General features: G+C 66.7%; 29 protein-coding genes and 1 tRNA gene. 9 read left to right on the forward strand and 21 right to left on the reverse strand.

Features of this window, described 5'->3' with window-relative positions:
• Positions 1 to 21: 21 nt before the first annotated feature.
• The 4 genes from ACE3QC_RS04060 to ahcY all read right to left on the reverse strand — a co-directional run bounded on the left by ACE3QC_RS04060 (position 22) and on the right by ahcY (position 5,295).
• The gene (locus ACE3QC_RS04060) at positions 22 to 1,011 is read right to left on the reverse strand and encodes an aminoglycoside phosphotransferase family protein (RefSeq protein ID WP_374405825.1); all 990 of its coding nucleotides are present in this window, start codon (positions 1,009 to 1,011) and stop codon (positions 22 to 24) included.
• Positions 1,008 to 1,445, reverse strand: coding sequence for a tRNA (adenosine(37)-N6)-threonylcarbamoyltransferase complex ATPase subunit type 1 TsaE (gene tsaE / locus ACE3QC_RS04065; protein ID WP_374405826.1), 438 nt, complete (start codon positions 1,443 to 1,445; stop codon positions 1,008 to 1,010). The genes ACE3QC_RS04060 and tsaE overlap by 4 nt, the downstream gene beginning before the upstream one ends.
• Positions 1,442 to 3,784 carry a PAS-domain containing protein gene (locus ACE3QC_RS04070; RefSeq protein ID WP_374405827.1) on the reverse strand — a complete coding sequence of 781 codons (2,343 nt, stop codon included), beginning with the start codon at positions 3,782 to 3,784 and terminating at the stop codon, positions 1,442 to 1,444. The genes tsaE and ACE3QC_RS04070 overlap by 4 nt, the downstream gene beginning before the upstream one ends.
• Before the next feature lie 98 nt (positions 3,785 to 3,882).
• Entirely contained in the window at positions 3,883 to 5,295 is a 1,413-nt protein-coding gene (ahcY, locus tag ACE3QC_RS04075; RefSeq protein WP_374405828.1) for an adenosylhomocysteinase, read from the reverse strand.
• A 186-nt stretch (positions 5,296 to 5,481) separates the two neighbouring features.
• Here ahcY and ACE3QC_RS04080 point away from each other — a divergent pair, with 186 nt between their 5' ends.
• From ACE3QC_RS04080 to ACE3QC_RS04095, 4 genes are all read left to right on the forward strand, one after another.
• Positions 5,482 to 5,964: a peroxiredoxin gene (locus ACE3QC_RS04080; protein WP_374405829.1), complete on the forward strand. Its 483-nt coding sequence runs from the start codon at positions 5,482 to 5,484 to the stop codon at positions 5,962 to 5,964.
• Positions 5,965 to 6,317: 353 nt separating this feature from the next.
• Positions 6,318 to 7,091, forward strand: a complete 774-nt coding sequence (locus ACE3QC_RS04085; protein WP_374405830.1) for a hypothetical protein — start codon at positions 6,318 to 6,320, stop codon at positions 7,089 to 7,091.
• 384 nt (positions 7,092 to 7,475) lie between these two features.
• Positions 7,476 to 7,688 carry a cold-shock protein gene (locus tag ACE3QC_RS04090; protein ID WP_374405831.1) on the forward strand — a complete coding sequence of 71 codons (213 nt, stop codon included), beginning with the start codon at positions 7,476 to 7,478 and terminating at the stop codon, positions 7,686 to 7,688.
• 73 nt (positions 7,689 to 7,761) lie between these two features.
• On the forward strand, positions 7,762 to 7,971 hold the full coding sequence (locus ACE3QC_RS04095) for a hypothetical protein (protein ID WP_374405832.1): 210 nt from the start codon (positions 7,762 to 7,764) through the stop codon (positions 7,969 to 7,971).
• A 26-nt stretch (positions 7,972 to 7,997) separates the two neighbouring features.
• Here the strand turns inward: ACE3QC_RS04095 and folE are convergent, their stop codons facing one another.
• The 3 genes from folE to ACE3QC_RS04110 are packed head-to-tail and all read right to left on the reverse strand — an operon-like array spanning position 7,998 to position 10,646.
• Positions 7,998 to 8,606, reverse strand: a complete 609-nt coding sequence (gene folE / locus ACE3QC_RS04100) for a GTP cyclohydrolase I FolE (protein WP_374405834.1) — start codon at positions 8,604 to 8,606, stop codon at positions 7,998 to 8,000.
• Positions 8,603 to 10,141: a phospholipase D-like domain-containing protein gene (locus ACE3QC_RS04105; RefSeq protein WP_374405835.1), complete on the reverse strand. Its 1,539-nt coding sequence runs from the start codon at positions 10,139 to 10,141 to the stop codon at positions 8,603 to 8,605. The genes folE and ACE3QC_RS04105 overlap by 4 nt, the downstream gene beginning before the upstream one ends.
• 16 nt (positions 10,142 to 10,157) lie before the next feature.
• Positions 10,158 to 10,646, reverse strand: a complete 489-nt coding sequence (locus ACE3QC_RS04110; protein WP_374405836.1) for a hemerythrin domain-containing protein — start codon at positions 10,644 to 10,646, stop codon at positions 10,158 to 10,160.
• A gap of 116 nt (positions 10,647 to 10,762) precedes the next feature.
• On the opposite strand from ACE3QC_RS04110, the gene ACE3QC_RS04115 reads away from it, so the two are divergent.
• Positions 10,763 to 11,164, forward strand: coding sequence for a metallopeptidase family protein (locus tag ACE3QC_RS04115; protein ID WP_374405837.1), 402 nt, complete (start codon positions 10,763 to 10,765; stop codon positions 11,162 to 11,164).
• On the opposite strand, the gene ACE3QC_RS04120 is transcribed toward ACE3QC_RS04115, so the two are convergent.
• The 3 genes from ACE3QC_RS04120 to ACE3QC_RS04130 all read right to left on the reverse strand — a co-directional run bounded on the left by ACE3QC_RS04120 (position 11,152) and on the right by ACE3QC_RS04130 (position 12,379).
• Entirely contained in the window at positions 11,152 to 11,472 is a 321-nt protein-coding gene (locus tag ACE3QC_RS04120) for a PilZ domain-containing protein (RefSeq protein ID WP_374405838.1), read from the reverse strand. The genes ACE3QC_RS04115 and ACE3QC_RS04120 overlap by 13 nt on opposite strands.
• 164 nt (positions 11,473 to 11,636) lie before the next feature.
• Positions 11,637 to 11,713: transfer RNA gene (locus ACE3QC_RS04125), tRNA-Arg, on the reverse strand.
• Positions 11,714 to 11,758: 45 nt separating this feature from the next.
• The gene (locus ACE3QC_RS04130; RefSeq protein ID WP_374405839.1) at positions 11,759 to 12,379 is read right to left on the reverse strand and encodes a (deoxy)nucleoside triphosphate pyrophosphohydrolase; all 621 of its coding nucleotides are present in this window, start codon (positions 12,377 to 12,379) and stop codon (positions 11,759 to 11,761) included.
• Positions 12,380 to 12,570: 191 nt separating this feature from the next.
• Here ACE3QC_RS04130 and ACE3QC_RS04135 point away from each other — a divergent pair, with 191 nt between their 5' ends.
• Entirely contained in the window at positions 12,571 to 12,753 is a 183-nt protein-coding gene (locus ACE3QC_RS04135) for a Flp family type IVb pilin (protein ID WP_374405840.1), read from the forward strand.
• Between the two features lie 63 nt (positions 12,754 to 12,816).
• On the opposite strand, the gene ACE3QC_RS04140 is transcribed toward ACE3QC_RS04135, so the two are convergent.
• From ACE3QC_RS04140 to ACE3QC_RS04160, 5 genes are all read right to left on the reverse strand, one after another.
• Positions 12,817 to 14,304, reverse strand: coding sequence for a M48 family metalloprotease (locus ACE3QC_RS04140; protein WP_374405841.1), 1,488 nt, complete (start codon positions 14,302 to 14,304; stop codon positions 12,817 to 12,819).
• 94 nt (positions 14,305 to 14,398) lie between these two features.
• On the reverse strand, positions 14,399 to 15,346 hold the full coding sequence (locus ACE3QC_RS04145; protein ID WP_374405842.1) for an acetyl-CoA carboxylase carboxyltransferase subunit alpha: 948 nt from the start codon (positions 15,344 to 15,346) through the stop codon (positions 14,399 to 14,401).
• A 9-nt stretch (positions 15,347 to 15,355) separates the two neighbouring features.
• Entirely contained in the window at positions 15,356 to 16,249 is an 894-nt protein-coding gene (locus tag ACE3QC_RS04150) for a tyrosine recombinase (protein WP_374405843.1), read from the reverse strand.
• Entirely contained in the window at positions 16,249 to 18,084 is a 1,836-nt protein-coding gene (locus ACE3QC_RS04155; protein ID WP_374405844.1) for a hypothetical protein, read from the reverse strand. Before ACE3QC_RS04155 ends, ACE3QC_RS04150 begins: the two co-directional genes overlap by 1 nt.
• Positions 18,081 to 18,254, reverse strand: a complete 174-nt coding sequence (locus ACE3QC_RS04160) for a hypothetical protein (RefSeq protein ID WP_374405845.1) — start codon at positions 18,252 to 18,254, stop codon at positions 18,081 to 18,083. The genes ACE3QC_RS04155 and ACE3QC_RS04160 overlap by 4 nt, the downstream gene beginning before the upstream one ends.
• 26 nt (positions 18,255 to 18,280) lie before the next feature.
• On the opposite strand from ACE3QC_RS04160, the gene ACE3QC_RS04165 reads away from it, so the two are divergent.
• The 3 genes from ACE3QC_RS04165 (at position 18,281) to ACE3QC_RS04175 (ending at position 21,430) form a co-directional block, all read left to right on the forward strand.
• A complete protein-coding gene (locus ACE3QC_RS04165; RefSeq protein WP_374405846.1) occupies positions 18,281 to 18,850 on the forward strand; it encodes a shikimate kinase in 570 nt (189 codons plus the stop codon).
• Positions 18,841 to 19,950, forward strand: a complete 1,110-nt coding sequence (gene aroB / locus ACE3QC_RS04170; RefSeq protein ID WP_374405847.1) for a 3-dehydroquinate synthase — start codon at positions 18,841 to 18,843, stop codon at positions 19,948 to 19,950. Before ACE3QC_RS04165 ends, aroB begins: the two co-directional genes overlap by 10 nt.
• Positions 19,951 to 20,020: 70 nt before the next feature.
• Positions 20,021 to 21,430 (forward strand): peptide MFS transporter, encoded by a 1,410-nt coding sequence (locus ACE3QC_RS04175; RefSeq protein WP_374405848.1) that lies wholly within the window; start codon positions 20,021 to 20,023, stop codon positions 21,428 to 21,430.
• Positions 21,431 to 21,454: 24 nt separating this feature from the next.
• Here the strand turns inward: ACE3QC_RS04175 and ACE3QC_RS04180 are convergent, their stop codons facing one another.
• The 6 genes from ACE3QC_RS04180 to ACE3QC_RS04205 form a co-directional block, all read right to left on the reverse strand.
• On the reverse strand, positions 21,455 to 21,709 hold the full coding sequence (locus ACE3QC_RS04180; RefSeq protein WP_374405849.1) for a hypothetical protein: 255 nt from the start codon (positions 21,707 to 21,709) through the stop codon (positions 21,455 to 21,457).
• A 208-nt stretch (positions 21,710 to 21,917) separates the two neighbouring features.
• Positions 21,918 to 22,289 (reverse strand): tRNA-binding protein, encoded by a 372-nt coding sequence (locus tag ACE3QC_RS04185; RefSeq protein WP_374405850.1) that lies wholly within the window; start codon positions 22,287 to 22,289, stop codon positions 21,918 to 21,920.
• A gap of 7 nt (positions 22,290 to 22,296) precedes the next feature.
• Positions 22,297 to 22,722, reverse strand: a complete 426-nt coding sequence (locus tag ACE3QC_RS04190) for a hypothetical protein (RefSeq protein WP_374405851.1) — start codon at positions 22,720 to 22,722, stop codon at positions 22,297 to 22,299.
• Positions 22,719 to 24,785 (reverse strand): biotin carboxylase N-terminal domain-containing protein, encoded by a 2,067-nt coding sequence (locus ACE3QC_RS04195; RefSeq protein ID WP_374405852.1) that lies wholly within the window; start codon positions 24,783 to 24,785, stop codon positions 22,719 to 22,721. The genes ACE3QC_RS04190 and ACE3QC_RS04195 overlap by 4 nt, the downstream gene beginning before the upstream one ends.
• A 10-nt stretch (positions 24,786 to 24,795) precedes the next feature.
• Positions 24,796 to 25,056 carry a DUF2442 domain-containing protein gene (locus ACE3QC_RS04200; RefSeq protein ID WP_374405853.1) on the reverse strand — a complete coding sequence of 87 codons (261 nt, stop codon included), beginning with the start codon at positions 25,054 to 25,056 and terminating at the stop codon, positions 24,796 to 24,798.
• Positions 25,040 to 25,273 (reverse strand): DUF4160 domain-containing protein, encoded by a 234-nt coding sequence (locus ACE3QC_RS04205; RefSeq protein ID WP_374405854.1) that lies wholly within the window; start codon positions 25,271 to 25,273, stop codon positions 25,040 to 25,042. The genes ACE3QC_RS04200 and ACE3QC_RS04205 overlap by 17 nt, the downstream gene beginning before the upstream one ends.
• Positions 25,274 to 25,276: the final 3 nt, after the last annotated feature.

Consider the following 25,276-nt stretch of genomic DNA (forward strand, 5'->3'; position numbering starts at 1 on the left):
CGAGCCCAGCACTTTCGGACGTCACTGGATTTCCCCGCCGAAGTTGTCGCGGATATTGCGCGGAATGTTCGCGTCGAACCAGCGCGCCACCGGGGCAAGCGCGGGGTGCGCGAGATCGCGTTCCATCGCTTCCCACACGCGCGGCACCATCGCGAGGTAGCGGGCCTTGTGATCGCGCTTCCACAGGCGGGTGAAGATGCCGACGATCTTGGCATTGCGCTGCGCGCCGAGCCGGGCATAGTCGGCTTCGAAATGCGCACCGGGCGCAGCGGCGGCGATGTAGCGATCGAGCATCGCCTGCTCCAGTTCGACCAATACGTCGCGCCGCGCATCCTGCAGCAGCGAGACCAGATCGTAAGCCGGATGGCCGACCAGCGCATCCTGGAAATCGATCAGCCCCTGCGGACCGCTGCCGTCCGCCGCCGGGCCCAGCAGCATGATGTTTTCCGCATGATAGTCGCGCAGCACGGTAACGCCGGGGGTCTGCCGCTCCAGCAGCGGCGCGAGCGTCTCCTCCCACGCCGCGGCGTACCCGGCCTCGTCCACCGTCAGCCCCATCGCCGGGCAATACCATTCGGTCAGCAGCGCCACTTCGCGCTGATAAGTCGCCATGTCGTAGGGCGCGAAGGGGCCGGGCGGCTTGCGGTGCAGATCGGCCAGCGCGTCGATCGCGGCCGCATAGGCGCCGGCTTCGCCGCCGGGATTTTCGTCGAGCCAGTCGCGCATCCGGTCGTGCCCGAAATCCTCCAGCAGGATCCAGCCTGCGGCGGCATCCTCGGCGACGATCTCGGGCGCGCGCTGGCCGTGCGCGGCGAGCCAGTGCGCCACGTCGAGGAACGGCTGCGGGTCTTCGTGCGGCGGGGGGGCGTGCATCAGCATCGCCTTGCGCCCACCTTCGGCGACACGAAAATAGCGGCGGAACGAGGCGTCACCCGGGATCGGGTCGATCGCGGCCCCCGCCCATCCGGCACGGTCGAGGAAACGGGTCAGGCCGTCTGGAAGCTCGCTCATGGCAGGCGGGTTAGCCAATCCGCCCCCGGCGCGGCAATCGCAATCCGCCCCTGCCCCACAGTTTCCAGCGTGATCGCGAGGCAGCCCGGCTCGTGCGCGAAACCGCCTGCCTTTTCGGGCCACTCGGCGATCAGCGCCGCGCCCTCGCGGTAATCGTCCAGCCCGATCTCCTCGGCTTCTTCGGGCCGGTCGAGGCGGTAGAAATCGGCATGGACCAGCGGCGGATCGAGCATGTCGTACGTCTCGACGATGGTGAAGGTGGGCGACGGCACCTCGCCGCGATGCCCGAGCGCGGCGACGATCGCGCGCGCCAGCGTCGTCTTGCCTGCCCCCAACCCACCCGACAGCGCGACCACGTCGCCCGCCCGCAACCGCGCGGCGATCCGCGCACCGAACGCTGCCATCGCGGCGAGATCGGGCAGTTCCACCCTCACGGCAGGTGAACGGTGGCGGTGGTGCCCGCGTTCTTGCGCGAGACGATGTCCAGCGTCCCACCCTGCGCCTCGATCAGCTGGCGCGCGAGAGGGATGCCGAGGCCGTGCCGCCGCTCCAGTCCCCCGCCGTCCTGTGTCCGGCGAAGCCCGTCGAGCGCGTGGGCCAGTTCGCGCGCCGTCATCCCCCGGCCGTTGTCGGAAATCGTCACGCGCGCGCCATCGGGCCTGCGTTGCAGGTCGACCAGTATCCGCCCGCCCTCACCCGTCGCGGCGATCGCGTTGTCGAGCAGGTGACCGATCGCGCGCGCGAACTGGCGTGGGTCGGCATCGACCTTGCCCACCGAACTGCCGCGCAGATCGAGGCTGAGGCCGCCGGCGACGATCGCTTGCTCGCGGTCACGCACCACTTGCGTCACCAGCGGCATCAGCGCGATCCGCTCCTTCGCCACCGGCAGCAGGCCCGCCTCGCTCTGCGACAGGTCGAGCACGTCCTCCACCTGATCGCCGAGCCGCGCGACCGAATCGAGGATCGCGCGGACATAGTCCTTCGCTTGATCCGAAAGGTCGCCCGCCACCCCGCTTTCCAGCAATTCGGCGAACCCGCCGATCGAGGTGAGCGGGGTGCGGAATTCGTAGCTCATGTTGGCGAGGAAGCGGGTCTTGACCTGATCGGCCTCCTCCAGCGCCATGTTGCGTTCGCGCAGCGCCTCTTCCGCCTTCTGCGAATCGGTGATGTCGAGCACGGTCAGCAGGCCGTTGCCGTCGGGCAGCGGGACGCCCGCAAATTCCAGCGTGCGCCCGTCGGCAAGCTGAATGCGCCCGCCCTGCTCCTTCCGGTCGAGCGTGGCGGCGCGGATCACTTCACCGACCAGCTTCGCCTGCTTGGGCTTCGCCAGGTTCGGCGCGAGCGCCTCCAGCAGCGCATCGGCGGCAGGATGCGCATCCATCAGCTCGGGATCGAGACCCCAGACGCCCGCGAAGCTGCGGTTCCACAATTGCAGGTGGCCATCGGGGGCGAACACCGCCAGCGCCTCGAACAGGCTGTCGAACGTGGCGGTGCGGGTGCGCAGCAGCGTGTCGCGGGTGGCCGAGAGCGCGAGTTGTTCGGTCCGATCCTCCGCCACCAGTACCAGCCCGCCGTCGGGCATGGGCGTCGCCACGACGCGCAGGTGCGTCTTGTCGGCCAAAGGCCAGGCCTCCTCCTGCGGCGCGCCTGCACTGAACCAGTCGGCGTGTTCGCGCCGCCAGGCAGGGAAATCGCGCACCACGGGAGTCTTGCCCGCATCGCGCGCGTCGCTGAGGAACCGCTTGAAATCGAGGCCAGCGGCGACCGAGCCGGGCGCGACGCCGAAGATGCGGCGGAACGGCTGATTGGCGAAGGTCAGCCTGCGGGCCGTGTCGAACTGCGCGACGCCGACCGAAAGCTGGTCGAGGATCGAGCGCTGCGCTTCGCGGAAGGCGCGAAATTCGCGGCCGAGCTGCTCCAGTTCCTCGATGTCGACCGCGTAGCCCGCGATCCCCTCGCGCCCCAGCGGCAGGTCGTTGACCCGAAGCGAGCGCCGCTCGCCGCCCACGGTCGCGGCCACGATCCGTTCGACCGGCGTCTTCTGCCCGGCGGCCTGCAGCGCGACCTGCGCGGCGCTGAGCCCGTCGACCGTCTCGACCAGTTCGAGCTGGCGATCGACCGCTTCGGCCGCGCTGCCGGCACCCACCGCCTCGACATAGGCGGCGTTGACCAGCCGCAGGCGCGCGTCGGTGCCGCGAAACCACATCGGCATCGGCGCGGCTTCGATCAGGCCGACGAGCGCGGCGAAATCGCCCTGCGCGCGCGCGGCATCGTCACGCAGGCGGGCAAGCTCGCTCTCGCTCTCGCTGAAATCGAACACCCACACCAGCGCCGCGCCGCCGGGCGATACCTGCGGATCGGCCAATGTGCCACGCAGCGCGAGGCTGCGGCGCGATCCGGGCGGGGTCAGCGCCATGCGGAAGGGCGCGGCGGTCTTTTGCGCGCGGCGGACGTGCTCGGTCAGTTCGGCAAGCTGCGCGTCCGACAGTCCTTCACCCTTCGTGCCGGTCAATTCGCTAAGGTACGCGGGCAGCTTGCCAAGGCCGAGCCAGCCCGCCAGCCGCTCGGCCGCTTCGATCCGCATGTCGGCGCGCACCAGCAGCGGGATCGCCGGGGCCTCGTCGATCATCCGCGCCATGCGCCGCGCCACCTTGCGGCTCACTTCGGCTCCGCGCGCCTTGGCGGCCGCCGCGATCATCAACCACGCCGCGCCCACCGTCCACGCGGCGAGCAGCAGCCCGATCAGCGCCAGCGCGGTGGGGGAAAGGTCCATCCCTGCCAGCTATGCGGGCAGCCGAGCGGATGCAACGGCAATTGGCCATTTAACACGCAATGGTGCGAGCCTTCGCCGACGCGAAGGCTCGCCCATGATCAATACCGATAATGATCCGGCTTGAACGGCCCTTCCTGCGGGACGCCGATGTAGTCGGCCTGCTTCTTGCTGAGCTGAGTCAGGGTGACGCCCAGCTTGTCGAGATGCAGCGCGGCGACCTTTTCGTCCAAGTGCTTGGGCAGGACGTAAACGTCGTTCTTGTATTCGTCCGCCTTGGTGAACAGCTCGATCTGCGCCAGTGTCTGGTTGGTGAAGCTGCTGCTCATCACGAAGCTCGGGTGGCCGGTGGCGCAGCCGAGGTTCACCAGACGGCCCTTGGCAAGCACGAGGATCGACTTGTCGTCGGGGAAAGTGACCAGGTCGGTGCCCGGCTTGATTTCCTTCCACGTATAGTTGTCGAGCGCCGAGATCTGGATCTCGCTGTCGAAGTGGCCGATGTTGCACACGATCGCCATGTGCTTCATCGCCTTCATGTGCTCGGCGGTGATCACGTCCTCGTTGCCGGTGGCGGTGACGAAGATGTCGCAGCGCTTGGTCGCCTCGTCCATCGTCACCACTTCAAACCCGTCCATCGCCGCCTGCAGCGCGCAAATCGGGTCGATCTCGGTCACCATCACGCGCGCTCCGCCGTCACGCAGCGAAGCGGCCGAACCCTTGCCGACGTCGCCGTAGCCCGCGACGCAGGCGACCTTGCCGGCCAGCATCACGTCGGTCGCACGGCGGATGGCGTCGACCAGCGATTCCTTGCAGCCGTAGAGGTTGTCGAACTTCGACTTGGTGACGCTGTCGTTCACGTTGATCGCGGGGAACGGCAGCTTGCCCTTCTTGGCGATCTGGTAGAGCCGCATGACCCCGGTGGTCGTCTCTTCCGAAACGCCCTGGATCGCCTCGACCGACTTGGTGAGGTAGCCCGGCTTCGCCTTCACGAACGTCTTGAGCGAGCGCTGGAATTCGATTTCCTCGGCGTTCTGCGGCTCTGGCAGTTCCTCGCCGGCTTCGATCCGCGCGCCCCACAGCGCGAACATCGTAGCGTCGCCGCCATCGTCGAGGATCATGTTGGCGGTGCGGTCGGCATCATCGCCGGTGGACCAGTCGAAGATCTTGCCGACATAGTCCCAGTAATCGGCCAGGCTCTCGCCCTTGATTGCGAACACGGGGATACCCTGGTCGGCGATCGCGGCGGCGGCGTGGTCCTGTGTGGAAAACACGTTGCAGGTCGCCCAGCGAACATCGGCACCCAGCGCCACCAGCGTCTCGATCAGCACCGCGGTCTGGATCGTCATGTGCAGGCTGCCGGTGATCCGCGCGCCCTTCAGCGGCTGCGCGCTGCCATATTCCTCGCGCAGCGCCATCAGGCCCGGCATCTCGGTTTCGGCGATGGCGATCTCGTCGCGCCCGTATTCGGCGAGCGCGATGTCCTTGATGATGTAATCCTGCTTGGCGTCGGCCACGAAAATCTCCTGAAATCGGCTGTGTCACGGCGCCGCGCGGGCGCCTGTCGGATCGCAGGCGCATGTAGCGAGCGGCCCGCCGCGAAGCAAATATAAAGCGATCTTTATATCCTTTGCCGTTGCCGCGTAACGCAGGCGCCCTATATCGGCATGCGAACGGACGGGACGACGAAAGGATATTGCGACATGACGATTGCCGTTGGCGACACCATTCCCGATGTGAAACTGGTCAAGGCGACCGAAAACGGGCCCGAGCAGGTTCAGTCGGGCGACTATTTCAAGGGCCGCAAGGTCGCGCTGTTCTCGGTGCCCGGCGCCTTCACGCCGACGTGCTCGGCACGCCACCTGCCCGGCTATGTCGAGAAGGCGGGCGACCTCAAGGCCAAGGGCGTGGACGAGATCGCCTGCACCGCGGTGAACGACGCCTTTGTGATGGGCGCTTGGAACAAGGATGCGGGCTCGTCCGACATCACCATGCTGGCCGACGGCAACGGCGAATTCGCCCAGGCGACCGGCCTGACGATGGACGGCAGCGGCTTCGGCCTGGGCCAGCGCGGCCAGCGCTACTCGATGATCGTCGATGATGGCGTGGTGACCGAACTCAATGTCGAGCAGCCGGGCGATTTCTCGATTTCGAGCGCCGAGCACATGCTCGGGCAGCTGGGCTGATCAAGGCATCCGCCGGGCTTCGAAGTCGTTAGCGCTCTCGGCTTCGAAGCTCGCCGGAATTGCCTCGTATCGGCGCCCGCGAGCAGCCTCTCGTTTTTCATAGAATGCTCTAGCTTGGTAAGCAGCGTGCCTGCTATAGGCGCGGCCAGATCTCAGCAGGCTGAGGTCCAGGGGGCAAAATAATGAACTATTCTCGCGTGTTGGCAGCTCTCGGAGCATGCCTATTGGTGTCTGCCTGCGGCGGGGACGACGGGGCACCTTCCGGACCCGTGGATTCGGGGCCACCACCGACAGTCGCACCCGAGGGCATTCCTGCGAGGACATCCACGCACGTATATCCAACGGCTTTCTCGATGGAAGAATCTCGCTCTATTTCCGGCATCGGTTACGAGACGGTGACGATTCGGACCGGGTCCATCAGACCGGACGGGTCACGTGCCCATATTGCAAAGGCGACTTTCTCCGATCGTCCCAATGGCCTTTTCGAATACGACGCAGTACAACGTTCGGCGTTTTTCCAGTATGATGGCGTAGTCACCACGGCAGTAGATGATGGGCAAAACCTGACCAGTTACGGCAACTACCAACTGTTATGGTATGATCCTTTTGCGGATGATCCCTATAATATTTCTTTTGTCGGGACCCAGGGGCCAACGTCGCCCTATATCGCTTATGCCTCGAACACGTTCCAAAATGAGGATCGTTCCGAAACCGTGCAGGCTTTCGCAGGGGGGCCACGGACCCGACCGGACGATTTCCCCCCTCGTGGCTACGATGAACGGTCGTTCGCTTTTTCGGCGCAGGTCCTCGAAACGGAAACCCTTTCAGGAGGGTTGGACAGCAATGACGTTTCGATCGAATTCGATTTCGCCAGCGACAAATTCGCGGCGGACCCGCTTCGGTTCGATCTGGGCGAAAATGCCGGTTCCCTCACGCTTTCCCTGTCGTTGACCGGCACGCTTACCCGCAGCGATGCTTCGCTGGTCGCACAGGTTACCGATTCGGTGTCAGGGGCCACGGCTGTCCTGCGCGGAAGCTGCTTCGGGCCATATGGTGAGGCTGTCTACATGGCCGGGATAATGGAATTGAACGACGGGCGGCAGATCATGCTGACCATTTATTCGTGAATCGCATCGGCGTGCACGAGCGTGATCGGTAGGGCTTGCGTGCCGCTGGGCACGCCGGCCTGATCTGCGCGCCAACTCGAATAAAACCCGCGAGCTCTGCCAGACTGAGACGTATGTTGCGGAAACAGTCGGGCCGTGGCGCTTTGCGGCCGGCTTGACCGTTTCACGCGAAGCGCACGCATAATTAGGCGATGCGGGCCGCACGTGCTAGGAACAGCGCGCTGACGTCGAAATTTGCGACGGACTTCGAACTTTGCGCTCCGCCGCTTGCTCTTGATAGCCCCGGCGTAAACCAGACGACGACTTCCTTTCATCGGACGATTTGACGCGACAACCCCAAGGCATTTCGCCGCGGGTCACCTTACGTTCTGGAAAGGACATCCCATGGCCAAGATCGGCACTGTAAAGTTTTTCAACGAAGACAAGGGTTATGGCTTCATCCAGCCTGATGACGGTTCGCCCGACAGCTTCGTCCACATTTCCGCCGTACAGGCTGCCGGCATGCAGACGCTGCAGAAGGAACAGCGCCTGAACTACGAAGTCGAGCAGGGCCGCAACGGCAAGGAGAGCGCGGTAAACCTTTCCGCCGCCGACTGAATTTCCTTTTTCGAACTGCCCCTTCCGCCGATGCGGGAGGGGCAGCTTCCTTCCACGATCCGAGGAGCCGGCGGTGAGCCAGACGTTCGAATTTTACGATGCCCGTGCGAAGGAGGCCGCGACTGCGGCCAGCAATGCGACGCTCGACAACGTTCGCGACCGCAACCTGCGGGCCGAGAAGACCTGGCGAGGGCTGGCCGATCAGGCGCAGAAGGTCATGGTCGATCGCGAAGCGGCCGAGCGCGAACGGGCCCTCCGCCGCGCCGCCGAACAGGCCGGTTGATCTCGCGCGGGGATTGAGCCCCGCGCTCAATACCCCATCAGCTTGAGCACTTCTTCGCGGCTGCGCGGATCGTCGCGGAACGTGCCCATCATGCGGCTGGTGATCATCCCGACGCCCGGAGTGCGGACGCCGCGCGCGGTCATGCACGAATGGCTCGCCTCGATCACCACCGCGACGCCTTGCGGCTGGAGGTGGTGCCAGATGCAGTCGGCGACCTCCGCCGTCAGGCGTTCCTGCACCTGCAGACGGCGCGCGAAGCCGTGGAGCACGCGGGCGAGCTTCGATATGCCGACCACGCGATCGGTCGGCAGGTAGGCGATCGCCGCCTTGCCGATGATCGGGGCCATGTGGTGTTCGCAGTGGCTCTGGAACGGGATGTCCTTCAAGAGCACGATCTCGTCGTAACCGCCGACTTCCTCGAACACGCGAGAAAGATGCACCGCCGGATCCTCGCCGTAGCCGAGGCAGTACTCCTTCCACGCGCGCGCGACGCGCTTGGGCGTATCGAGCAGGCCTTCGCGCGCCGGATCGTCGCCCGCCCAGCGGATCAGCGTGCGGATCGCGTCCTGCACCTCGTCAGGGACCGGAGGCTTGCCATCCGCCACGTCTTCGTCGGGCCCGACCAGGCTGCTCATCGTTTGACCTTCCTCTTCGCGCCGCGATAGGCGCGGCCGATCAGGCTTCCCTTGCGGAAAAGCCCGCCCTTGGCAAACGGCTCGAACATGTCGTCGGGCCGTTCGGGATCGAGCAGCGTCGAATCGGCCAGCTTCTCTTCCGTCTCGCTGAGTTCGGGCACATCGTAGGGCCGCAGCGAACGACCCTCGGCCTGCCCATGATCGGCGATCAGGCGATGCATCGAACCGGCCGCTTCCAGCAGCCGCGCGACCTCGTCCTCCTCCAACCCGCAATGTTCGGCAAGCAGCGAACGGCGCAGCGCGCCGATCCCCTCGCAGGCATGGCCGTTGCCCGGCCGATCGCAATCGATGAACACGTCGCACTCGGAATCGAGACCCATCGAGCGGTTGTTGAAGTTCGCCGACCCGATCCTCAGAACGCGGTCGTCGACGATGGTCAGCTTGGCGTGGACGTAGATCGGCGTCTCGCCGGTGTGCGGCACGTAGACCTTGAAGCGTTGCCGATGGTCGATTTCGGCCAGTCCGTGCAGCAAGCCGGCGCGGGCATAGTCCATCGCCTGCTGCTCCAGCCAGCCTTCGGCGGTGATCGGCTGGACCATCACGATCTCGGGCGGATCGTCCTCCTTCAACCGCCGCGCGATCGCTTCGGCGATCTTGCGCGAGGTGAAGTATTGGTTTTCCGAATAGATGAACCGCTTCGCGCGCGCGATCTGGTCGAGCAGGAGGCGCTCGATCTCGTCGACCTGCGGCAGGCCATCGTACTTCGCGCGGGTGCGGGCGATGCCGATCTCGACGTTCTCGAACTGGGCAGTCAGGCCATCGGGCCACAGGCTGTCGTCGGGAATATCGACCTGGTGCAGATCCTTGCCGCCGGCGCGCTCCCACCGTTCGCGGCTGTACATACCGAGCACGCGCGCGGCCTCGCCTTCGAACATCATCGTCGCATCGTGCCACGGGCCGTAGCGGCGGCCGCGCGGACGACGGCGACGGCGGTCGCGCTCGATATGATCGCGCGTGTCCCACCGATCCTGCGTCATGTCGATCCCGCCGCAGACCGCCAGCTTGTCGTCGAGCACCGCGATCTTCTGGTGGTGCGAACAGCCGACCGGATGGTGCGTGTCGAACTTGAAGGTGATCGCGCGGTGCGACGCCATGCGCAGGATGTCGACCGCCATGTATCCGCGGAGCGCGAACTTGAGCACGCCGTAGTTCCACTTGAGCACGCGGATTTCCAGACCCTTGCGGTGGCGCGCCAGCCACATCAGGAAGCTGCCCAGCCGCCGGGGACAGTCGCGACGCAGAATGCGCGAGAACCAGCGCCGACCGACCGCCAAGTGGATGCGGGTGTCGAAATCCCATCCGACCAGCATGATCCGCCGCCGCGCCTTGAGCATCGCCTGCTGCATCAGCGCGAAATAGTCGGCCGCGTCGACGATCACGCTCGCGCGCTCGACACGGGCGTAGCGCCAGACGCCTGGTTCTTCGGATTCGTCGTTGAACTCGGGCTCGGTCGCGCCCGCCTCGGTCTTGCTCACCCCTCCCTCGCCCTTTCTATTCCTTGGCGTCTTCCTTCTTTTCCGGGGTCACCTCGGCCTCGGTCTTCTCCTCGCGCTTGCGGCGCTCGAAGACCGATTCCATGTGTTCCTCGTCCGCTTCGGTGAGATAATTCTCGAAGTCTGGGAAGTGATCTTCCTCCTCCTCGTCGATATGGTGCCGGTACTGATGATCGAAGCTCTTGAACTTCGTCAGCCAGCCGCCCGTCGCCATGTCGGTTGCAGCGAGATCGTTGAGCGCTTCCTCGATCTCGTGGTGCTCGGCGACCGAATGGCGCGTTTCGCCGGTCGTCTCGGGCTTGCGCAGCATGGTGGAATAGAGCGCCTGTTCCTCCGCGGCGGCGTGGCTCTTCAGTTCTTTGGTGAGTTCGGTGAACAACGTTTCGCGTTCGTCGCTCTCGCCATGGGTTTCGAGAATGCGATCGAGCAGCGAGCGGTGGCGGTCGTGATCCTGCTTCAGACGCGCGAAGATCGTTTCGGCGGTCATGCGATGGGTATCCCTGTTCGGTGGAGGTGTACCCCGGCAGAATGGGCGAAGCACGGCATTGTTCCGCACGTCGCGGCGGGGGTGACGCGGCGCGGTTCGCGCACCATATTGCAGCAATGGACGTATTTCGCCAAGCCCCGCCCACCGCCGAGGACATGGAGCGCATGGTGCGCGACGTCGTCGAATCTCTGCCCGATGAATTCCGCGATCCGCTGCGCAAGGTGGTGGTGCGGGTCGAGGAATTCGCCACGCGCGAGCAGCTCGACGCGGTCGACATCCGCAGCAAGTGGAACCTGACCGGGCTCTACGAAGGCCGCCCGCTCGACGAACAGTCGATCTGGGATCCGGGCGACCTGCCGCCGGTCATCAGCCTGTTCCGTCAGCCGCTGGTGCGCGAATGGCGCGAGACGGGGGTCGATTTCGGCGATCTCGTGCGCCACGTGGTGATCCACGAGGCCGGGCATCACTTCGGCTTTTCCGATGACGAGATGCACTGGCTGGAAGATCAGGTCGACTGATCGCCCTGAGCAAGCTGACTGCGGATATGGTCGAGCACCGGCCCGTAGATCGGATTCTCGAACTCCACCCCGACCACCTGACCCTCGCACCACCGCACCGTCGCCGCGATCGGTCCGATGGCGCCGACCCGGATGGTGATCTGCGCGCCGGGGCTCAACCGGCCGAACTTGTCGAAAAACCGGCAGCCGCCTTCGGAGATGTCGAGCACGCTGACGTCCTTGGGCACGCCGGTGCCGGTGCGATAGCGGCCCTCGACCGCAATACCGTGGCGATCCTCGCGCCGGATTTCCCTGTCGTCGGGCCCCATGGGGCAAATCTACCCGCGCAGGCGCGGCAGGCAATAGGGTTTACGTAAAACCCCCGGGAAGGCGCCTCAACAAACCTCGTCCGCCGCACGGCACTTAAGTCGGAACGGTCCTGAACCAGACGCCAAACGGCCCGCCCCCGCATTTGCGGAGACGGGCCGTTTGATGGCGCGCCCGAAAGGATTCGAACCTCTGACCCCCAGATTCGTAGTCTGGTGCTCTATCCAGCTGAGCTACGGGCGCGCTTGGAGGGGGCCACATAGGGGCGGCGTTTGCGCTTGGCAATCCCTATCGGGTGCAAATCGGGGATGCGCCGAAAAAGTCGCGGACGAGCGCCACGTCGAGCGGTGGCATCGCGAGTCGCGGGATGTCGTGCGGCGCGAACCAGTCGATCTCACCGCCTTCGAGCGCTTGGGGCGCACCCGTCCAGCAGGCCGATGTGTAAAGCAGGATGACAATGCCCGGCGCGCCCGCTTCCGGCCCGCACTGGGCGAAGCCTGCCGGTTGCAGGTGGTCGCGGTCGAGGCCGATGCCGAGCTCCTCGCGAATCTCCCTTTCCAGAGCGAAATCAGGCATTTCCCCCGCCTCGACCTTCCCGCCGGGAAATTCCCACAGCCCGCCATGATGCTTGTCTGGAGGGCGCCGGTGCATGAGCCAGCGCCCGTCCTCACGCGCGAGCGCGAGCGCCGCGACCGCGATCCATGTCGGATTTCCTGTCACGTCAACCATTCGGCGGAACCAATCCTTAACCCAACCTGGGCAGAAGCGATCGTCAGGACCGTATCGGGGGGCATCCCAGTGCTGAGGAAATTCCTGAATCGTATCGGGAACGACACCAGCGGTGCGACCGCCGTCGAATACGGCCTGATCGTGTCCTTGGTCGTCATCGCCTGCATCGTCGCAATTCAAGGCGTCGCCGGCGAAACGATAGAGATGTGGAGTACCATCTCGACTGAGGCCGCAGCGGCGATGGAGTAGGGGTCGGCGCTCGATCGGCGCTTTAGCACTTTTTCAACCCCTCCCCTCTATTTCCGCAGATTGCTCGTTCCCGCGTTGCAGGAAAGAGTTCGGGTATCGAAGACTGAACCAGGAGACTAGACATGAAGTTCATCACCAAGCTGCTCCGCGACGAGCAGGGCGCCACCGCCATCGAATACGGCCTGATCGCCGCCCTGATCGCGGTCGCCGCGATCACCGCCATGAGCACGCTGGGCACCGAGCTCACCGAAACGTTCTCGACCGTGTCGAGCCAGCTTGGCGCGAACAACACCGTTTCGGGCTGATTCCACTCTACCGGAAGAAGAAGGCGGCAGGAACGATCCTGCCGCCTTTTTCATGCTCGGAGCCTAGCTGCCGCGCACCACGATCTTGACCTTCTGCCCGGCCTGCAGCTGGTCGCTCGAACCCAAGCCATTGAGCACGCGGAAGCGCTGTTCCTTCGCATCGTCATAAGCCATCCGGTTCGCCAGCCCCGACACCGTGTCGCCGCTGCGCACCGTCACCACCTCAAGCCGCCGCGGCACCACCTGGCTCGCTTCGGCCTGGGTGATCCGGCGCATCGAATTGAACATCGGCGTGAACGTGCCCGAACGGCCCGACTGGCTGATCGTGGCGAAGTGGAACGCCTGGCTGTTCGAGAACTCGTAGGCAAACACCACCACGTCCACCTGTCCATTGCCGCTGTTGACGCGCGCGGTGCCGTAGGCGGCGGGAATTCCGTTCACCGTGGTCCGCTGGAGCGCGGCGGGTGCGAGAGTCTGCTGCTGTCCGCCGAGCGCCTGGAATACGCTGCGCACATAGGCCTCAAGGTTGCCGTTGTAGGGGCCGGTACTCAATTGCGCTTGCCCGCTCTGCCCGTTGATCGACACCGCGCTGGTGCCGTTGACCATGTAAAACCCCTGAGGCGCAGTGAACGACAGGCGGAAGACCGGGTGGATGAACTGCCGCCCATCGATAATCCCCTGAGCCGGATCGTCGCCGTAGACGAGACCGTCGATCCGCGTGAGGAAAGTGTCGCGATTGGTCACGCCGCCCGCCCCGGCGGTGGCGCTCGCCCGCTGAAGCGCGGACTGCACGCGGCTCGCCGGATCGGGGTGGGTCGAGGCCCATTCGGGCACCGTCGCGTCGCCGCGCCCGGCCAGCGAGGCGTCGAGCGCGTTCTGCGATGCGAGGCTTTGCAGAACGGTGGCCATCGCGCGCGGATCGTAGCCGGCGCGATGGAGATACTGGATACCGAGATCGTCCGCCTGCAACTCCTGGTCGCGCGAGAAGCGCAGCGTGAGCAGTTGTGAGCCCTGCAGGAGCCCTTGTGACACCTGCTGTCCGATGCTGCTGTCGCCCAGCAGGATGCCCGACAGGATCGCCCCCGCCGCGCCGAGCAGCGAATTCTGCTGCGCCGCGGCCTGCCGCCGCTGCGAATGGCGCGCGGCGACGTGACCGACCTCGTGCCCGAGCACACCCGCGAGCTCGGCCTCGTTGTTCATCAGCGCGACGAGTTGGCGCGTGGTGTAGACGTAGCCGCCGGGGATCGCGAAGGCGTTGTTCACCGAGCTGTTGAGCAGCGTGACGGTGAAATCGGACTGCGCGTTGCCGAGGCCGGACTGTACGGCGATATTCTTGCCGACCTGCTCGACGTATTGCGCCTGCGGCCCCGTCATCGCGCCGCCGAATTCGGCGAGCAGTTGCGGATGCGCTTCCGCGCCCATCTGCGCTTCGGACTGGGTGATCGGAGTCGAGGCGCTGGGGATGTTGCCTCCGCCCATCGCGGTGCACGAAGTCAGCGCGAGCGAGAGAATTGCGGTTGAACCGAGGGCGAGTTTCTTCAAGTGGGGCATTGCGATGTCTCCTCCAGGCATGCGCGGCGCTCCACCCGCCGCTGCGTTTGTTCCTGTGAGGGTGAACCCGGCGCGTGCCGGCTCGGTTCCCGCGTCAGGCGCAGCCGATCTGCAGGAAGCGATCCTCGCGCATCCGGCGGATCCGTTCGGCCGGCAGTGCGGCGAGCGCGTCCAACTCCTCGCCGATCGCGGCGCCCAGCGCCTTCGCCGTGCCTTCGGGGTCGCGTTGCGCGCCGCCGACCGGCTCGCGCACGATGCGGTCGATCACACCCAGCTTTTCCAGATGCTGCGCCGTCACTTTCATCGCCTCGGCCGCGTCCGGAGCCTTGTCCGCGGTGCGCCACAGGATCGAGGCGCAGCCTTCGGGCGAGATCACCGAATAGACCGCGTGTTCGAGCATCAGCACGCGCTCGGCACTCGCCAGCGCGACCGCGCCGCCCGAACCGCCCTCGCCTACGATCGTCGCGACCATCGGGGTCGGCAGCGCGAGGCACGCCTCGGTGGAGCGGGCGATCGCCTCGGCCTGGCCGCGCTCCTCCGCCTCCACGCCGGGGAACGCACCCGAGGTATCGACCAGCGTCACCACCGGCAGGCCGAAGCGCCCGGCCATCTCCATCAGGCGGATCGCCTTGCGATAGCCCTCGGGCTTGCCCATGCCGAAGTTGTGGCGCAGCCGGGTTTCGGTGTCGTGCCCCTTCTCGTGCCCGATCAGCATCACGCGCCGTCCGCCGAGCCGCGCGAAGCCTCCCAGGATCGCCTCGTCCTCGCCATACGTCCGGTCGCCGCCGAGCGGGACAAACTCGTCGAAGGCATGGGCGACGAAATCGCGGAAGTGCGGGCGTGCAGGATGGCGGGCGACCTGCGTCTTCTGCCACGGGGTCAACGCGGCATAAGTGCTGGCCAGCAGGTCGGCGCTCTTCTGCTCCAGCCGGGCGAGTTCGCCGGAAATGTCGACATCGTCGCTGTCGGCGGCGGCGCGCAGTTCGGCGATGCGCGCTTCGAGCTGTGCGACGGGCTTCTCGAATTCGAGGTAGGAAATCATCGCGCTCCGCTAGTCCGGCTTTGCGCGATGAGCAAGGGCGCGATGGGCAAGGGGGTGCCGGTCGTTGACCAGCGCGACCAGCCGCGCGCTGTCGACGTGGGTGTAGATCTGCGTGGTCGCGATATCGGCATGGCCGAGCAGGGTTTGGAGCACGCGCAGGTCCGCCCCGCCCTCCAGCAGATGCGTGGCGAAGGCATGGCGCAGGACATGCGGGCTGACTTTTTCGGGCGCGAGTCCCGCGCGCATGGCGAGATCCTTCAGCAGCTGGAACAGCCGCACCCGTGTCAGGTGCTTGCCTCCGCGCGAGGGAAACAGGTGCCTGCCCTCCGCCGGGCGCAGCACCAGCCAGCGTGACAGTGCCGCCTTCGCCCGCCCGCTGACGGGCACCATGCGCGCCTGCCCGCCTTTGCCCGTCACGGTGATGAATGGCGCATCGCGCGGCACCGCCGCGAGCGGCAGCGAAACGAGCTCGGTCGCGCGCAGGCCCGATCCGTAGAGCATTTCCAACAGCGCCAGCAGGCGCACCGCGCGCGGATCGTCGCCGTCCGCCTCCTGTTCGGCGCGGGCGAACAGTGCTTCGATATCGGTGTGGCTCAGGATCTTGGGCAGCGGACGGCGGGTCGCCGGGCGCAGCAGCGCGGGCGAGGGATCGTCGGCCCGTACGCCTTCGTCCACCAGGAATCCGTAGAACTGACGCAGCGCCGACGCCTTGCGCGCGACGGTGGCGGGCGCGAGCGAAGCCCAAGCTTGCCCCAACCGCTCCAGATCGCCGCGTTCCGCGCTCTCCAGCGCGCCGACCACGTCTTCCGCACCTTCGAGATCTCGGCGATAGGCGGCCAGCGTGTTCGCCGCCGCGCCGCGCTCTGCGGCGAGCATGGCGAGGAAATCCTCGATCGCGGACATCAGCCGCGGGCCACGGCCTCCGCCGCGATCATTCGCGCTTCGGCTGACAGCCCGACGCGGTTCAGCGCGGAGACGATGTGGTAGAGATGCCGCGCGGTCATCCGCTCCCATCCCTCGCCCTGCATCCCCAGCCCGGCGAGCAATGCGACCAGCGCGGCATTGTCGACCTCGGCCGCGCGCTCGATCGTGCGGGTCCATTTCGTCTGGCCCGAAAGGTCGATCCCGACTTCGTCCGAATAACTGCCGAGCGTGCCCTCGTCGATCCGCCCAAGCCCCGCGAGCCCGGCGAGCAGGAAGCGCGACTTGCGCTTGCCCGCGCTCTCGTCGCTCTCGACGAAGCTGCCGATCTGCCCGCCCGAGACCGGGTTCTGCCGGTTCTGCTGCGCCAGCGCGAGCAGCGCCCATCCCTGGCTGCCCTGCGGCACGACCTCGGCCCATTCCATCGCGTCGCGATCCAGCCCGGCGGCCAGCATCGAGGCGATCAACCGCGGCGCGGCGTCGACGAATTCGTCGCGCGGCGGAATGCGCGCGGCGGCATAGGCGGTCAGCACCATGCGGCCGTAGCCCGCTGCGCCCCCGCCCCAGATTTCCTCCATCGCGGCCAGCCGTGCGGCGGGCGCATCGCCGACATAGGCGTTGCGCAAACTGGCCGCGGTCGCCGCCGCCGGGCCTTCGGCGCCCTCGACCGTGTAGAGCTGACCGTAGAGATCGACCATCGCGGCGGACGACAGGATGCCCTCGCGCCCCGCCCAATCCGCGCCTGGGGCGCGCACGGCGGGCGCAAGCGCGGGCGAGATCGCAGAGACGCGCTGGTAATAGGGCTCGGGGTCGGCGAGCAGGTTGTCGGGAATTTCCGCCCCGAGTGCGGTTGCCAGCGCGTAGCGCCACGGGGTAATTTCCTCGACCGCGTCCCATTCCAGCGTGACGGCGCGCCGCCCGCTGCCCGCAGCCCCGGCATAGCGCTGCGCCAGCAGCACGTCGATCGCCGGCGCTGTGCCGCGCGACAGCGCGCGGTTGAGATCGGTTCCGGCGCGCACGCCCTGCCCGGCGAACGCCGCGCAGATCGAGCGCCAGAGCTGCCAGCGCGCCTCGTCGCGGTCGCTGCCCTGGAGCTGGATCGCGGGGCACGCGCCGGTAATGTCGGCGGTGGCGACATAGGCATCCAGCGCTACGTCGGTCAGCGCGCGGTTCCAGTTGCTGGTGTCGACATCCTGCACGATCGCACGCGCGGCGGTGTATTCGCCGATCGCGTTCAGCGTGCCTGCCCGCAAAGCGGCAAAATCGACCGGGTCCATTCCCTCGGGCGCGGCGAGACGGCTGGCGAGCGCGCGGCGCAGCAGGATATGCCCCCAACGCGACACGAGCGGACCGCGGGTGCCCGCGAGCGCTGCACGGACCAGCGCAGCGGGCTGCGCTGCGAGCGACGCGGTCGCGAAACCGCCCTCCTCCGGGCCGAGCACGCCGACTTCGGCGAGCGAGCGACGCGCGGCAGGCGGAATGTCGGACCGGGGCTTGAGCCCGAGCAGTTCGTCGAGCTCGTCGGTGTCCATCGCCTCCAGTTCCTCGAGCGAGGGAAGATCGTAGGGCAGATCGATGCCGGCGAGCGGATCGCTTCCGGTCGTGCCGGGAATGTCCTGGATCACCGGCACACTGGTTGCCGAGGGTGCAGGGGCGCTCGTGGCGGCGGAGGTTGGGCGGGGCGCGGGCGTCGGGCTCGGCGCGGGCGCCGGGTCGTCGAACCCGGGCGGCAGCAACGACTCGGGCGAACTCTGCGCCACCACGAGCGTCGAACACAGCGCCAACGCGGCACCGCTAGCGAGCAGCGCGGTCCTCATGCTGGCGTCTCCGGCAGGTCGACCGGCTGCGCGATCGGCCGCAGCGGTTCCTCCCCGCCGTCGATCCAGGCGTAGAGCAGCAGGACGGCGATCACTGCCGCCGCCGCCCACGCGATACGCTTGCCGGTAATTGCCAAGTCCCGATGACCCTTCTCACAGTTGCGCGCCACCTAGCCCATCTATAGGCGATGCGGCAATGACCCAGCAGGCCGAAACGCTCAGCGACGCCGAAATCGCCCGCATCGCGCGCCGGATCGACCGACCGGTCGTGCTCGTCGGGCTGATGGGCGCGGGCAAGTCCACCGTCGGGCGCAAGCTCGCCACGCTGCTGGGCAAGGACTTCACCGACGCCGACGACGCGATCGAACAGGCCGCGCAGATGAGCGTGGCGGAAATCTTCGACCGTTTCGGCGAAGGCTATTTCCGCGATGGCGAGCGGCGCGTGATCGCGCGACTGATGGAGGAAAACCGCGGCGTGATCGCCACCGGCGGCGGCGCGTTCGTGAGCGACGAGACCCGCAAGCTGATCCTCGATCGCGGGATCGCGGTATGGATCGACTGCAAGGTCGAAACGCTGGTCGAGCGCACCGCGCGGCGCAACAGCCGCCCGCTCCTGCAAGGGGGCGATCCGCATGAGATCCTCTCCCGGCTCAGCCGCGAGCGCGAACCATTCTACGCGCAGGCGCCGATCCGCATCGGGGGCGAGGACGGGCCGCACCTGGACACCGCGATGGCGATCATCGAGGCGATCGACCGATGGCGGTAGTCCCGGTCAAATTGGGCGGACGGTCCTATCGCGTCCACGTCGCGCGCGGGCTGCTGCGCGAGGCCGGGCGGCACTGCGCACCGCTCTTGCGCAAGCAGACCGTGCCGATCGTGACCGACGCTAACGTCGCACGCGAATGGCAGGCGACCGTCTCCGTCTCGTTCATCGCACAGGGGATCGAGCCACGCTGGCTGGTGCTTTCGCCCGGCGAGGCCAGCAAGGGGTGGGACACGCTGGCGCGCGTAACCGACTGGCTGCTGGCCGAGCAGGTCGAGCGCGGCGATCACGTGCTGGCGCTCGGCGGCGGCGTGATCGGCGATCTCGTTGGCTTCGCCTCGGCGATCCTCAAGCGCGGATGCCGGTTCATCCCGTTGCCAACCACGCTGCTGGCGCAAGTCGACAGCTCGGTCGGCGGCAAGACGGCGATCAACACCACTGCGGGCAAGAACCTCGTCGGCGCGTTCCACCAACCCTCGCTGGTGCTCGCCGATCTCGACGCGCTCGCCACTCTGCCCGAGCGCGAGATGCGAGCCGGCTATGCCGAAGTGCTGAAATACGGCGTGCTGGGCGATGCGGAATTCTTCGATTGGCTGGCGGCGAACTGCGGCGCGGTCCTCGCGCGCGAGGACGAACCGCTCGAACGCGCTGTCGCCGCCAGCGTCGCGGCCAAGGCGCGGATCGTGGCGGAGGACGAGCGCGAAACCGCCGACCGCCGCGCGCTGCTCAACTTGGGCCACACCTTCGGCCATGCGCTGGAGGCGGAAACCGACTTTTCCGACCGCCTGCTGCATGGCGAAGGCGTCGCGCTGGGCATGGTCCTCGCCGCGCGTTATTCCGCCCGGCTCGGCCTGATCGGGGAAGACGACGCGGCGCGCGTCACCCGCGCGGTCGACGCCGCCGGGCTGCCCGCCGAAATTGCCGCGCTGGGTCTCAATGCTGACGGTGCGCGCCTGGCGGACCACATGTTGCACGACAAGAAGATGGACGCGGGCACCCTCCCCTTCGTCCTGCTGCGCGGAATCGGCGAAGCCTTCGTCGCACGCGACGTGAAACTCGCCGATGTGGCGACATTCCTCGACGAACAACTTCGTTCGCGCTGACTTTCGCGCGACAGCGCCTTCGCCAGCGGCTAACTCCCTTGCAAAAGAAGCAATTGCGGGGACGCCGACGATGACCACTGCCGAAGCCACTCCCGAACTCGCCCTCGGCCCGGACGACCGCGCGTTTCTTGGTCATCCCAAGGGCCTGGCCTACCTTGCCTTCACCGAGGCATGGGAGCGCTTCAGCTTCTACGGCATGCAGACGCTGCTGGTACTGTACATGGTCAACAACCTGCTGCTGCCCGGCAATGTCGAGAACGTCGCCGGGATCGAACGATTGCGCGCGCTTTACGGCGGGCTCGACGGGCAGGCGTTCGCCTCCGCGATCTTCGGCACCTATGCGGCAAGCGTCTATCTGACGCCGATCCTGGGCGGATGGATCGCCGATCGGCTGCTGGGCAAGCGGCGCACGGTGCTGATCGGCGCGGTGGTGATGGCGGCGGGCCATTTCCTGATGGCTTTCGACGTCACGTTCCTGTTCGCGCTGCTGTGCCTGATCGTCGGTTCGGGACTGTTCAAGGGCAACATCGCGAGCCAAGTGGGCAGCCTCTACAGGCCCGGCGACCTGCGCCGTGCCGACGCGTTTCAGATTTTCTACCTCGGCATCAACGCGGGGGTGATCGCCAGTCCGCTGATCGTGAGCACACTGGGCGAGAAGGTCGGCTGGCACTGGGGTTTCGGTGCGGCGGGCGTCGGAATGCTGATCGGCCTCGCGATCTACGTCGCCGGCCAGAAGCACCTCCCGCGCGAGCATTTCGACGTGCCGGCGCGCGGAGCGAGGGCGGCCGCCGAACCCAAGGCACCGATGACCCGAAGGGACTGGCTCGCCACCGCCGCGCTGCTCCTACTCATCCCGGTGATGGCGCTGGCGATCGTGCCCAACAACCAGATCTTCAACGCCTACCTCGTCTGGGGCGACCGCTCGTTCGACCTTCAGTTCTTCGGCACCACCCTGCCCACCGGCTGGCTGGTCACGCTCGACGCGATCGTGTCGGTCAGCTTCCTCGCCATCGTCGCGCTGTTCTACCGCTGGTACGGCAAGCATTGGCGCGAGCCAGACGAACTGACCAAGATCATCATCGGATCGGCCTTCTCGATCGGTGGCATGGCCTGCCTCTACATGGCCGCGGCCACCACCGGGCCGGGCGAAAAGATCGGCCTGTTCTGGCCGGTCATGTTCCACGTCGTGAACTCGATCGGCTTCGCGCACATGCTGCCGGTCAGCCTGGCGCTGTTCGCGCGGCTCGCCCCCAGCCAGATCAACGCGACGGTGATCGGGCTGTACTATCTCGCCTTCTTCGCGGGCAATTCGATCGTCGGCTGGGTCGGGGGCTGGTTCGAGACGATGCCGGTGACGAGCTTCTGGCTGATGCACATGGGGTTCGCCGCGGCGGCGGGGCTCGCCTTCGTGGCGTTCAAGCTCCTGCTCGCCAGGCGGTTGATGCACGACGCCGAGCCCGAGGATGCCGCGCTGGCATGATGCTACGGCCCCCGACTGCGTGGATCAGTTCGCTTTGGCCTCAAGCTTCTCGGTCAGCGAAGTGACGTTCTTCGGCAGAGCCGCCGCCTTGGCGAGCATCATCTCGTCGTGCTCGACGAAAATCCGCTCGAGCTCGGTGCGCCGTTCGAGCAGCATGTTGGCAATGCCGGGCGCTAAGCTGTCGCGGTCGCCAATCCGCCCGAGCATGACCGAAAGGTCGCTGATCGTCGCTTCTTCGGGCGACTTGAAATAGTGGCCCCGGTTGTCGAAAAAACCCATTCCCTTGTGCGCCATGGCCTGTCTCCAATCGTGATCGGACCCGGCTGACGGCAGCGCATTCGCCCTTGCCACGCTCGGCACACGGCTCGCTGCTCTATGGCTTGAAAATATCGCAGTGCGCGCACCGGGCGCAAGATTATTAACCATGGCACAGTGCCAGGGAAACGATTTGCTTTCCAACGTGGCGTGCGCGCCACAGTATCTTGCGTCAAAAAAGCCGCGATCCGTCCGGCACCGGCGTATCGGGCGCGAACAGCACGACCTCGCCCGCCGCGTCGGCGAAGCCGAGCGTCAGCACTTCGGACATAGCCGGGCCGATCTGGCGCGGCGGGAAGTTGACCACCGCCGCCACCTGCCGCCCCGGCAACGCGTCGAGCGCATAGTTCGCGGCGATCTGCGCGCAGCTCTTCTTCCGGCCGATCGCCGGGCCGAAATCTATCAGCAAGCGGTAACTCGGCTTGCGCGCTTCGGGAAACGCCTCCGCCGAAACGATCGTGCCCACGCGGATGTCGGCCTTCAGGAAGGTCTCGAAGTCGGTCCGCTCGGCGGCGGGTGCATCGGGCGCATGGTGCAGGTGCATTGGCCGGTCACTCCGCCACGATCATGGCCAGGCTCTCGAGTTGGCGGACCGATCGGGCCGCGCGCGCCTCGCCTTCCGCCACCAGCCGGTAAGGCCCGACCTCGTCGTCCAGCGGGGCGTCGTCGCAGCGAGTCGCGACGATGATCGGCGCATCACCCAGCAGCGGCTCGATCTCGCCGAGGCTGAACAGCACCGCGTAGCCATCACGCGCGCGGGCCAGCACCGCGGTCCGCAACGCCTCGCCGCGCACCTCACGCCCGCTCGCCGCGCCCATCCGCGCGACCACGCTGGCGAGCGTCGGACCGGTGCAGGCCGACACCTCACCATGCGCCTCCAGCCGCGCCTCGACCACCGGCAAGCCTTCCAGCAGCGCGGCATTGACCGCCACCGGCTCGGCAGCGACCAGCGAAAGGAGGGCGAGCGCGATACTCATTCGAGTTCCAGAATCACCTCGTCGACCGCCAGGCTGTCGCCCTCGCCCGCGTTGATCTTGCCCACGGTAGCGGATTTCTCCGCGCGGAGGATGTTTTCCATCTTCATCGCCTCCACCGTGGCGAGCGGCTGGCCGGGCTGGACCTCGTCGCCCTCGGCTACGTGCAGCTTCACCAGCAGGCCTGGCATGGGGCAGATCAGCATCTTGGAGAGATCGGGCGGCACCTTCTCGATCATATGCTGCGTCAGGTGCGCGACGTGCGCTGGCAGAATGCGCAGATCGTGCCGAGCGCCGCGCGTGGTGATTGCATAGCCGGTGCGCGTGGGCGAAAGTCGCAGGCCGAGGCGATCGACGGGTTCTGCGTCCTCGTCCGCGCCCGGGGCGTAGAGCGCGACCTCCACGAACCGCGCGCCGGGCGTGTATTCCATCGCCAGCTCCACCGGATCGCCGTCCACCGTGATCGCGCGCTCCTCCAGGCTCACCGCGTGGTCGGTGCCCCCCACGGTGATCGACCAGTCCCCCGGCGCGGCGAGCGCGGGATCGAGCTGGCCCGCGATCCGCCGCGCGCGATCCGCATCGGCCGTGGCGATCGCGCCGCCGACCGCCGCCAGCGCGCGCTTCAGCTCGGCGGAAGGTTCCGCTCCCGCGAACCCCTCGGGATACTCCTCGGCGATAAAGCCGGTGGTGAGATCGCCCGAGCGGAAGCGCGGGTGCTGCATGATCGCGCTGAGGAAATCGACGTTGTGCCCCAGCCCTTCGAGCTGGAATGCGTCGAGCGCGCGCACCTGCAGGTCGGCCGCCTCGTCGCGTGTCTTGCCCCAGGTCACCAGCTTGGCGATCATGGGGTCGTAGAACATCGAGACCTCGCCGCCCTCGAACACGCCGTCGTCCACCCGCACGCCATCGACGCCGCGCCGCCCATTCGGGTTTTCGGCGTTCTCCGCGCCGTCGTCGGTCCAGCCTTCGACCGGCGGGCGGTAGCGCACCAGCCGCCCGATGCTGGGCAGGAAGCCGCGATAGGGGTCTTCGGCATAGACGCGATTCTCGATCGCCCAGCCGTCGATGCCGATGTCGCCTTGCGCGAACGGCAGCTTTTCGCCCGCCGCGACGCGGATCATCTGCTCGACAAGATCGATCCCGGTGATCGCCTCGGTCACCGGGTGTTCGACCTGGAGCCGGGTGTTCATCTCGAGGAAGTAGAAGCTCTCACCCGTCGGGTCCGCGCCGCTGACGATCAATTCGACCGTGCCCGCGCTGTGATAACCGACCGCGCGCGCCAGCGCGACGCTCTGTTCGCCCATCGCCTTGCGCATTTCGGGGCTGACGAAGGGCGACGGCGCTTCCTCCACCACCTTCTGGTGGCGGCGCTGGATCGAGCATTCGCGCTCGTTCAGATAGACGATGTTACCGTGCTTGTCGCCGAGCACCTGGATCTCGATGTGGCGCGGGTCCTCGATGAACTTCTCGATGAACACGCGGTCATCGCCGAACGAGTTCTTGCCTTCGCGCTGGGTCGCCTCGAACCCTTCGCGCACGTCGGTGTCGTTCCATGCCAGCCGCATGCCCTTGCCGCCGCCGCCCGCGCTGGCCTTCATCATCACCGGATAACCGATGTCGTTCGCCCACTTGAGCGCATCATCGGTGGTGTCGATCGCATCGGGCGAGCCGGGCACGGTGTTGACCCCGGCCTCCTTGGCCAGCTTCTTCGATGCGATCTTGTCGCCCATCGCCGCGATTGCAGGTGCGGGCGGGCCGATGAAGGCGATGCCCTCTGCCTCCAGCGCCTCGACGAAACTCGCCCGTTCGGACAGGAAGCCGTAGCCCGGATGCACCGCCTCGGCCCCGGTCTGCTTGCACGCGGCGATGATCTTGTCCGCGAGCAGGTAGCTCTCGGCGGCGGGCGGCGGGCCGATATGCACCGCCTCGTCCGCCATCCGCACGAACGGCGCGCGCGCATCGGCATCCGAATAGACCGCCACCGTGGCGATACCCATCCGCCGCGCGGTGGTGATGACCCGGCAGGCAATTTCGCCGCGATTGGCGATGAGGATTTTGGAGAACATGGATTTCCTATCAGGCTGCCTTGGGTGCCGGAGCGCCGCGCAGCAGCCCCTCGGTGCTCAGGTCTTCGTCGATTTCGGGCCAGTGGATACCGTAGCCAGCGCCGGCCTTCTCCCACTTCGCCCGTTGCTTGGACGTCGCGCGGAGAAGGCGGGGATACCAGGCGAGCGGGGCCGAGATCGTGCGACCGTCCATCAGATCGACGATCAGGCTCGCTTCGTCGAAGCGCACGTCGAGGACGCGCTCGTCGGTCACTCTAGCCGAAATATTCATGCCACGCCTCCAGCAGCCTGACGCGGTGTTCGTCAACCAGCTTAGCAATGTCATTAATCTCGTGCGCGCGAAAGCCCCGGCTCTTCGCCACCTCGCCGCTGTCGAGCCAGACCTTGATCGTCGCCTCGCCGCGGTCGACGTGGATATGCGGCGGCTCGTTCGGCTCGTGGCTGTAGAAATAGAACCGCAAAGGTCCGATGCGCAGGACTGTCGGCACCGG

The organism is Pelagerythrobacter sp. (genome assembly GCF_041912895.1).
GTDB lineage: Bacteria > Pseudomonadota > Alphaproteobacteria > Sphingomonadales > Sphingomonadaceae > Pelagerythrobacter.

Excerpts from the sequence above, each read along its gene's own strand:
- ACE3QC_RS04090 (WP_374405831.1), top strand. The coding sequence starts at position 7,476 with ATGGCCAAGATCGGCACTGTAAAGTTTTTCAACGAAGACAAGGGTTAT.
- ACE3QC_RS04060 (WP_374405825.1), bottom strand. The coding sequence starts at position 1,011 with ATGAGCGAGCTTCCAGACGGCCTGACCCGTTTCCTCGACCGTGCCGGA.
- ACE3QC_RS04110 (WP_374405836.1), bottom strand. The coding sequence starts at position 10,646 with ATGACCGCCGAAACGATCTTCGCGCGTCTGAAGCAGGATCACGACCGC.
- ACE3QC_RS04195 (WP_374405852.1), bottom strand. The coding sequence starts at position 24,785 with ATGTTCTCCAAAATCCTCATCGCCAATCGCGGCGAAATTGCCTGCCGG.
- ACE3QC_RS04070 (WP_374405827.1), bottom strand. The coding sequence starts at position 3,784 with ATGGACCTTTCCCCCACCGCGCTGGCGCTGATCGGGCTGCTGCTCGCC.
- aroB (WP_374405847.1), top strand. The coding sequence starts at position 18,841 with ATGGCGGTAGTCCCGGTCAAATTGGGCGGACGGTCCTATCGCGTCCAC.
- ACE3QC_RS04155 (WP_374405844.1), bottom strand. The coding sequence starts at position 18,084 with ATGAGGACCGCGCTGCTCGCTAGCGGTGCCGCGTTGGCGCTGTGTTCG.
- ACE3QC_RS04185 (WP_374405850.1), bottom strand. The coding sequence starts at position 22,289 with ATGCACCTGCACCATGCGCCCGATGCACCCGCCGCCGAGCGGACCGAC.
- ACE3QC_RS04115 (WP_374405837.1), top strand. The coding sequence starts at position 10,763 with ATGGACGTATTTCGCCAAGCCCCGCCCACCGCCGAGGACATGGAGCGC.
- ACE3QC_RS04145 (WP_374405842.1), bottom strand. The coding sequence starts at position 15,346 with ATGATTTCCTACCTCGAATTCGAGAAGCCCGTCGCACAGCTCGAAGCG.
- ACE3QC_RS04080 (WP_374405829.1), top strand. The coding sequence starts at position 5,482 with ATGACGATTGCCGTTGGCGACACCATTCCCGATGTGAAACTGGTCAAG.
- ACE3QC_RS04135 (WP_374405840.1), top strand. The coding sequence starts at position 12,571 with ATGAAGTTCATCACCAAGCTGCTCCGCGACGAGCAGGGCGCCACCGCC.
- ACE3QC_RS04190 (WP_374405851.1), bottom strand. The coding sequence starts at position 22,722 with ATGAGTATCGCGCTCGCCCTCCTTTCGCTGGTCGCTGCCGAGCCGGTG.
- ACE3QC_RS04200 (WP_374405853.1), bottom strand. The coding sequence starts at position 25,056 with ATGAATATTTCGGCTAGAGTGACCGACGAGCGCGTCCTCGACGTGCGC.
- ACE3QC_RS04140 (WP_374405841.1), bottom strand. The coding sequence starts at position 14,304 with ATGCCCCACTTGAAGAAACTCGCCCTCGGTTCAACCGCAATTCTCTCG.
- ACE3QC_RS04150 (WP_374405843.1), bottom strand. The coding sequence starts at position 16,249 with ATGTCCGCGATCGAGGATTTCCTCGCCATGCTCGCCGCAGAGCGCGGC.
- ACE3QC_RS04180 (WP_374405849.1), bottom strand. The coding sequence starts at position 21,709 with ATGGGTTTTTTCGACAACCGGGGCCACTATTTCAAGTCGCCCGAAGAA.
- ACE3QC_RS04175 (WP_374405848.1), top strand. The coding sequence starts at position 20,021 with ATGACCACTGCCGAAGCCACTCCCGAACTCGCCCTCGGCCCGGACGAC.
- ACE3QC_RS04085 (WP_374405830.1), top strand. The coding sequence starts at position 6,318 with ATGGAAGAATCTCGCTCTATTTCCGGCATCGGTTACGAGACGGTGACG.
- ACE3QC_RS04165 (WP_374405846.1), top strand. The coding sequence starts at position 18,281 with ATGACCCAGCAGGCCGAAACGCTCAGCGACGCCGAAATCGCCCGCATC.
- folE (WP_374405834.1), bottom strand. The coding sequence starts at position 8,606 with ATGAGCAGCCTGGTCGGGCCCGACGAAGACGTGGCGGATGGCAAGCCT.
- ACE3QC_RS04120 (WP_374405838.1), bottom strand. The coding sequence starts at position 11,472 with ATGGGGCCCGACGACAGGGAAATCCGGCGCGAGGATCGCCACGGTATT.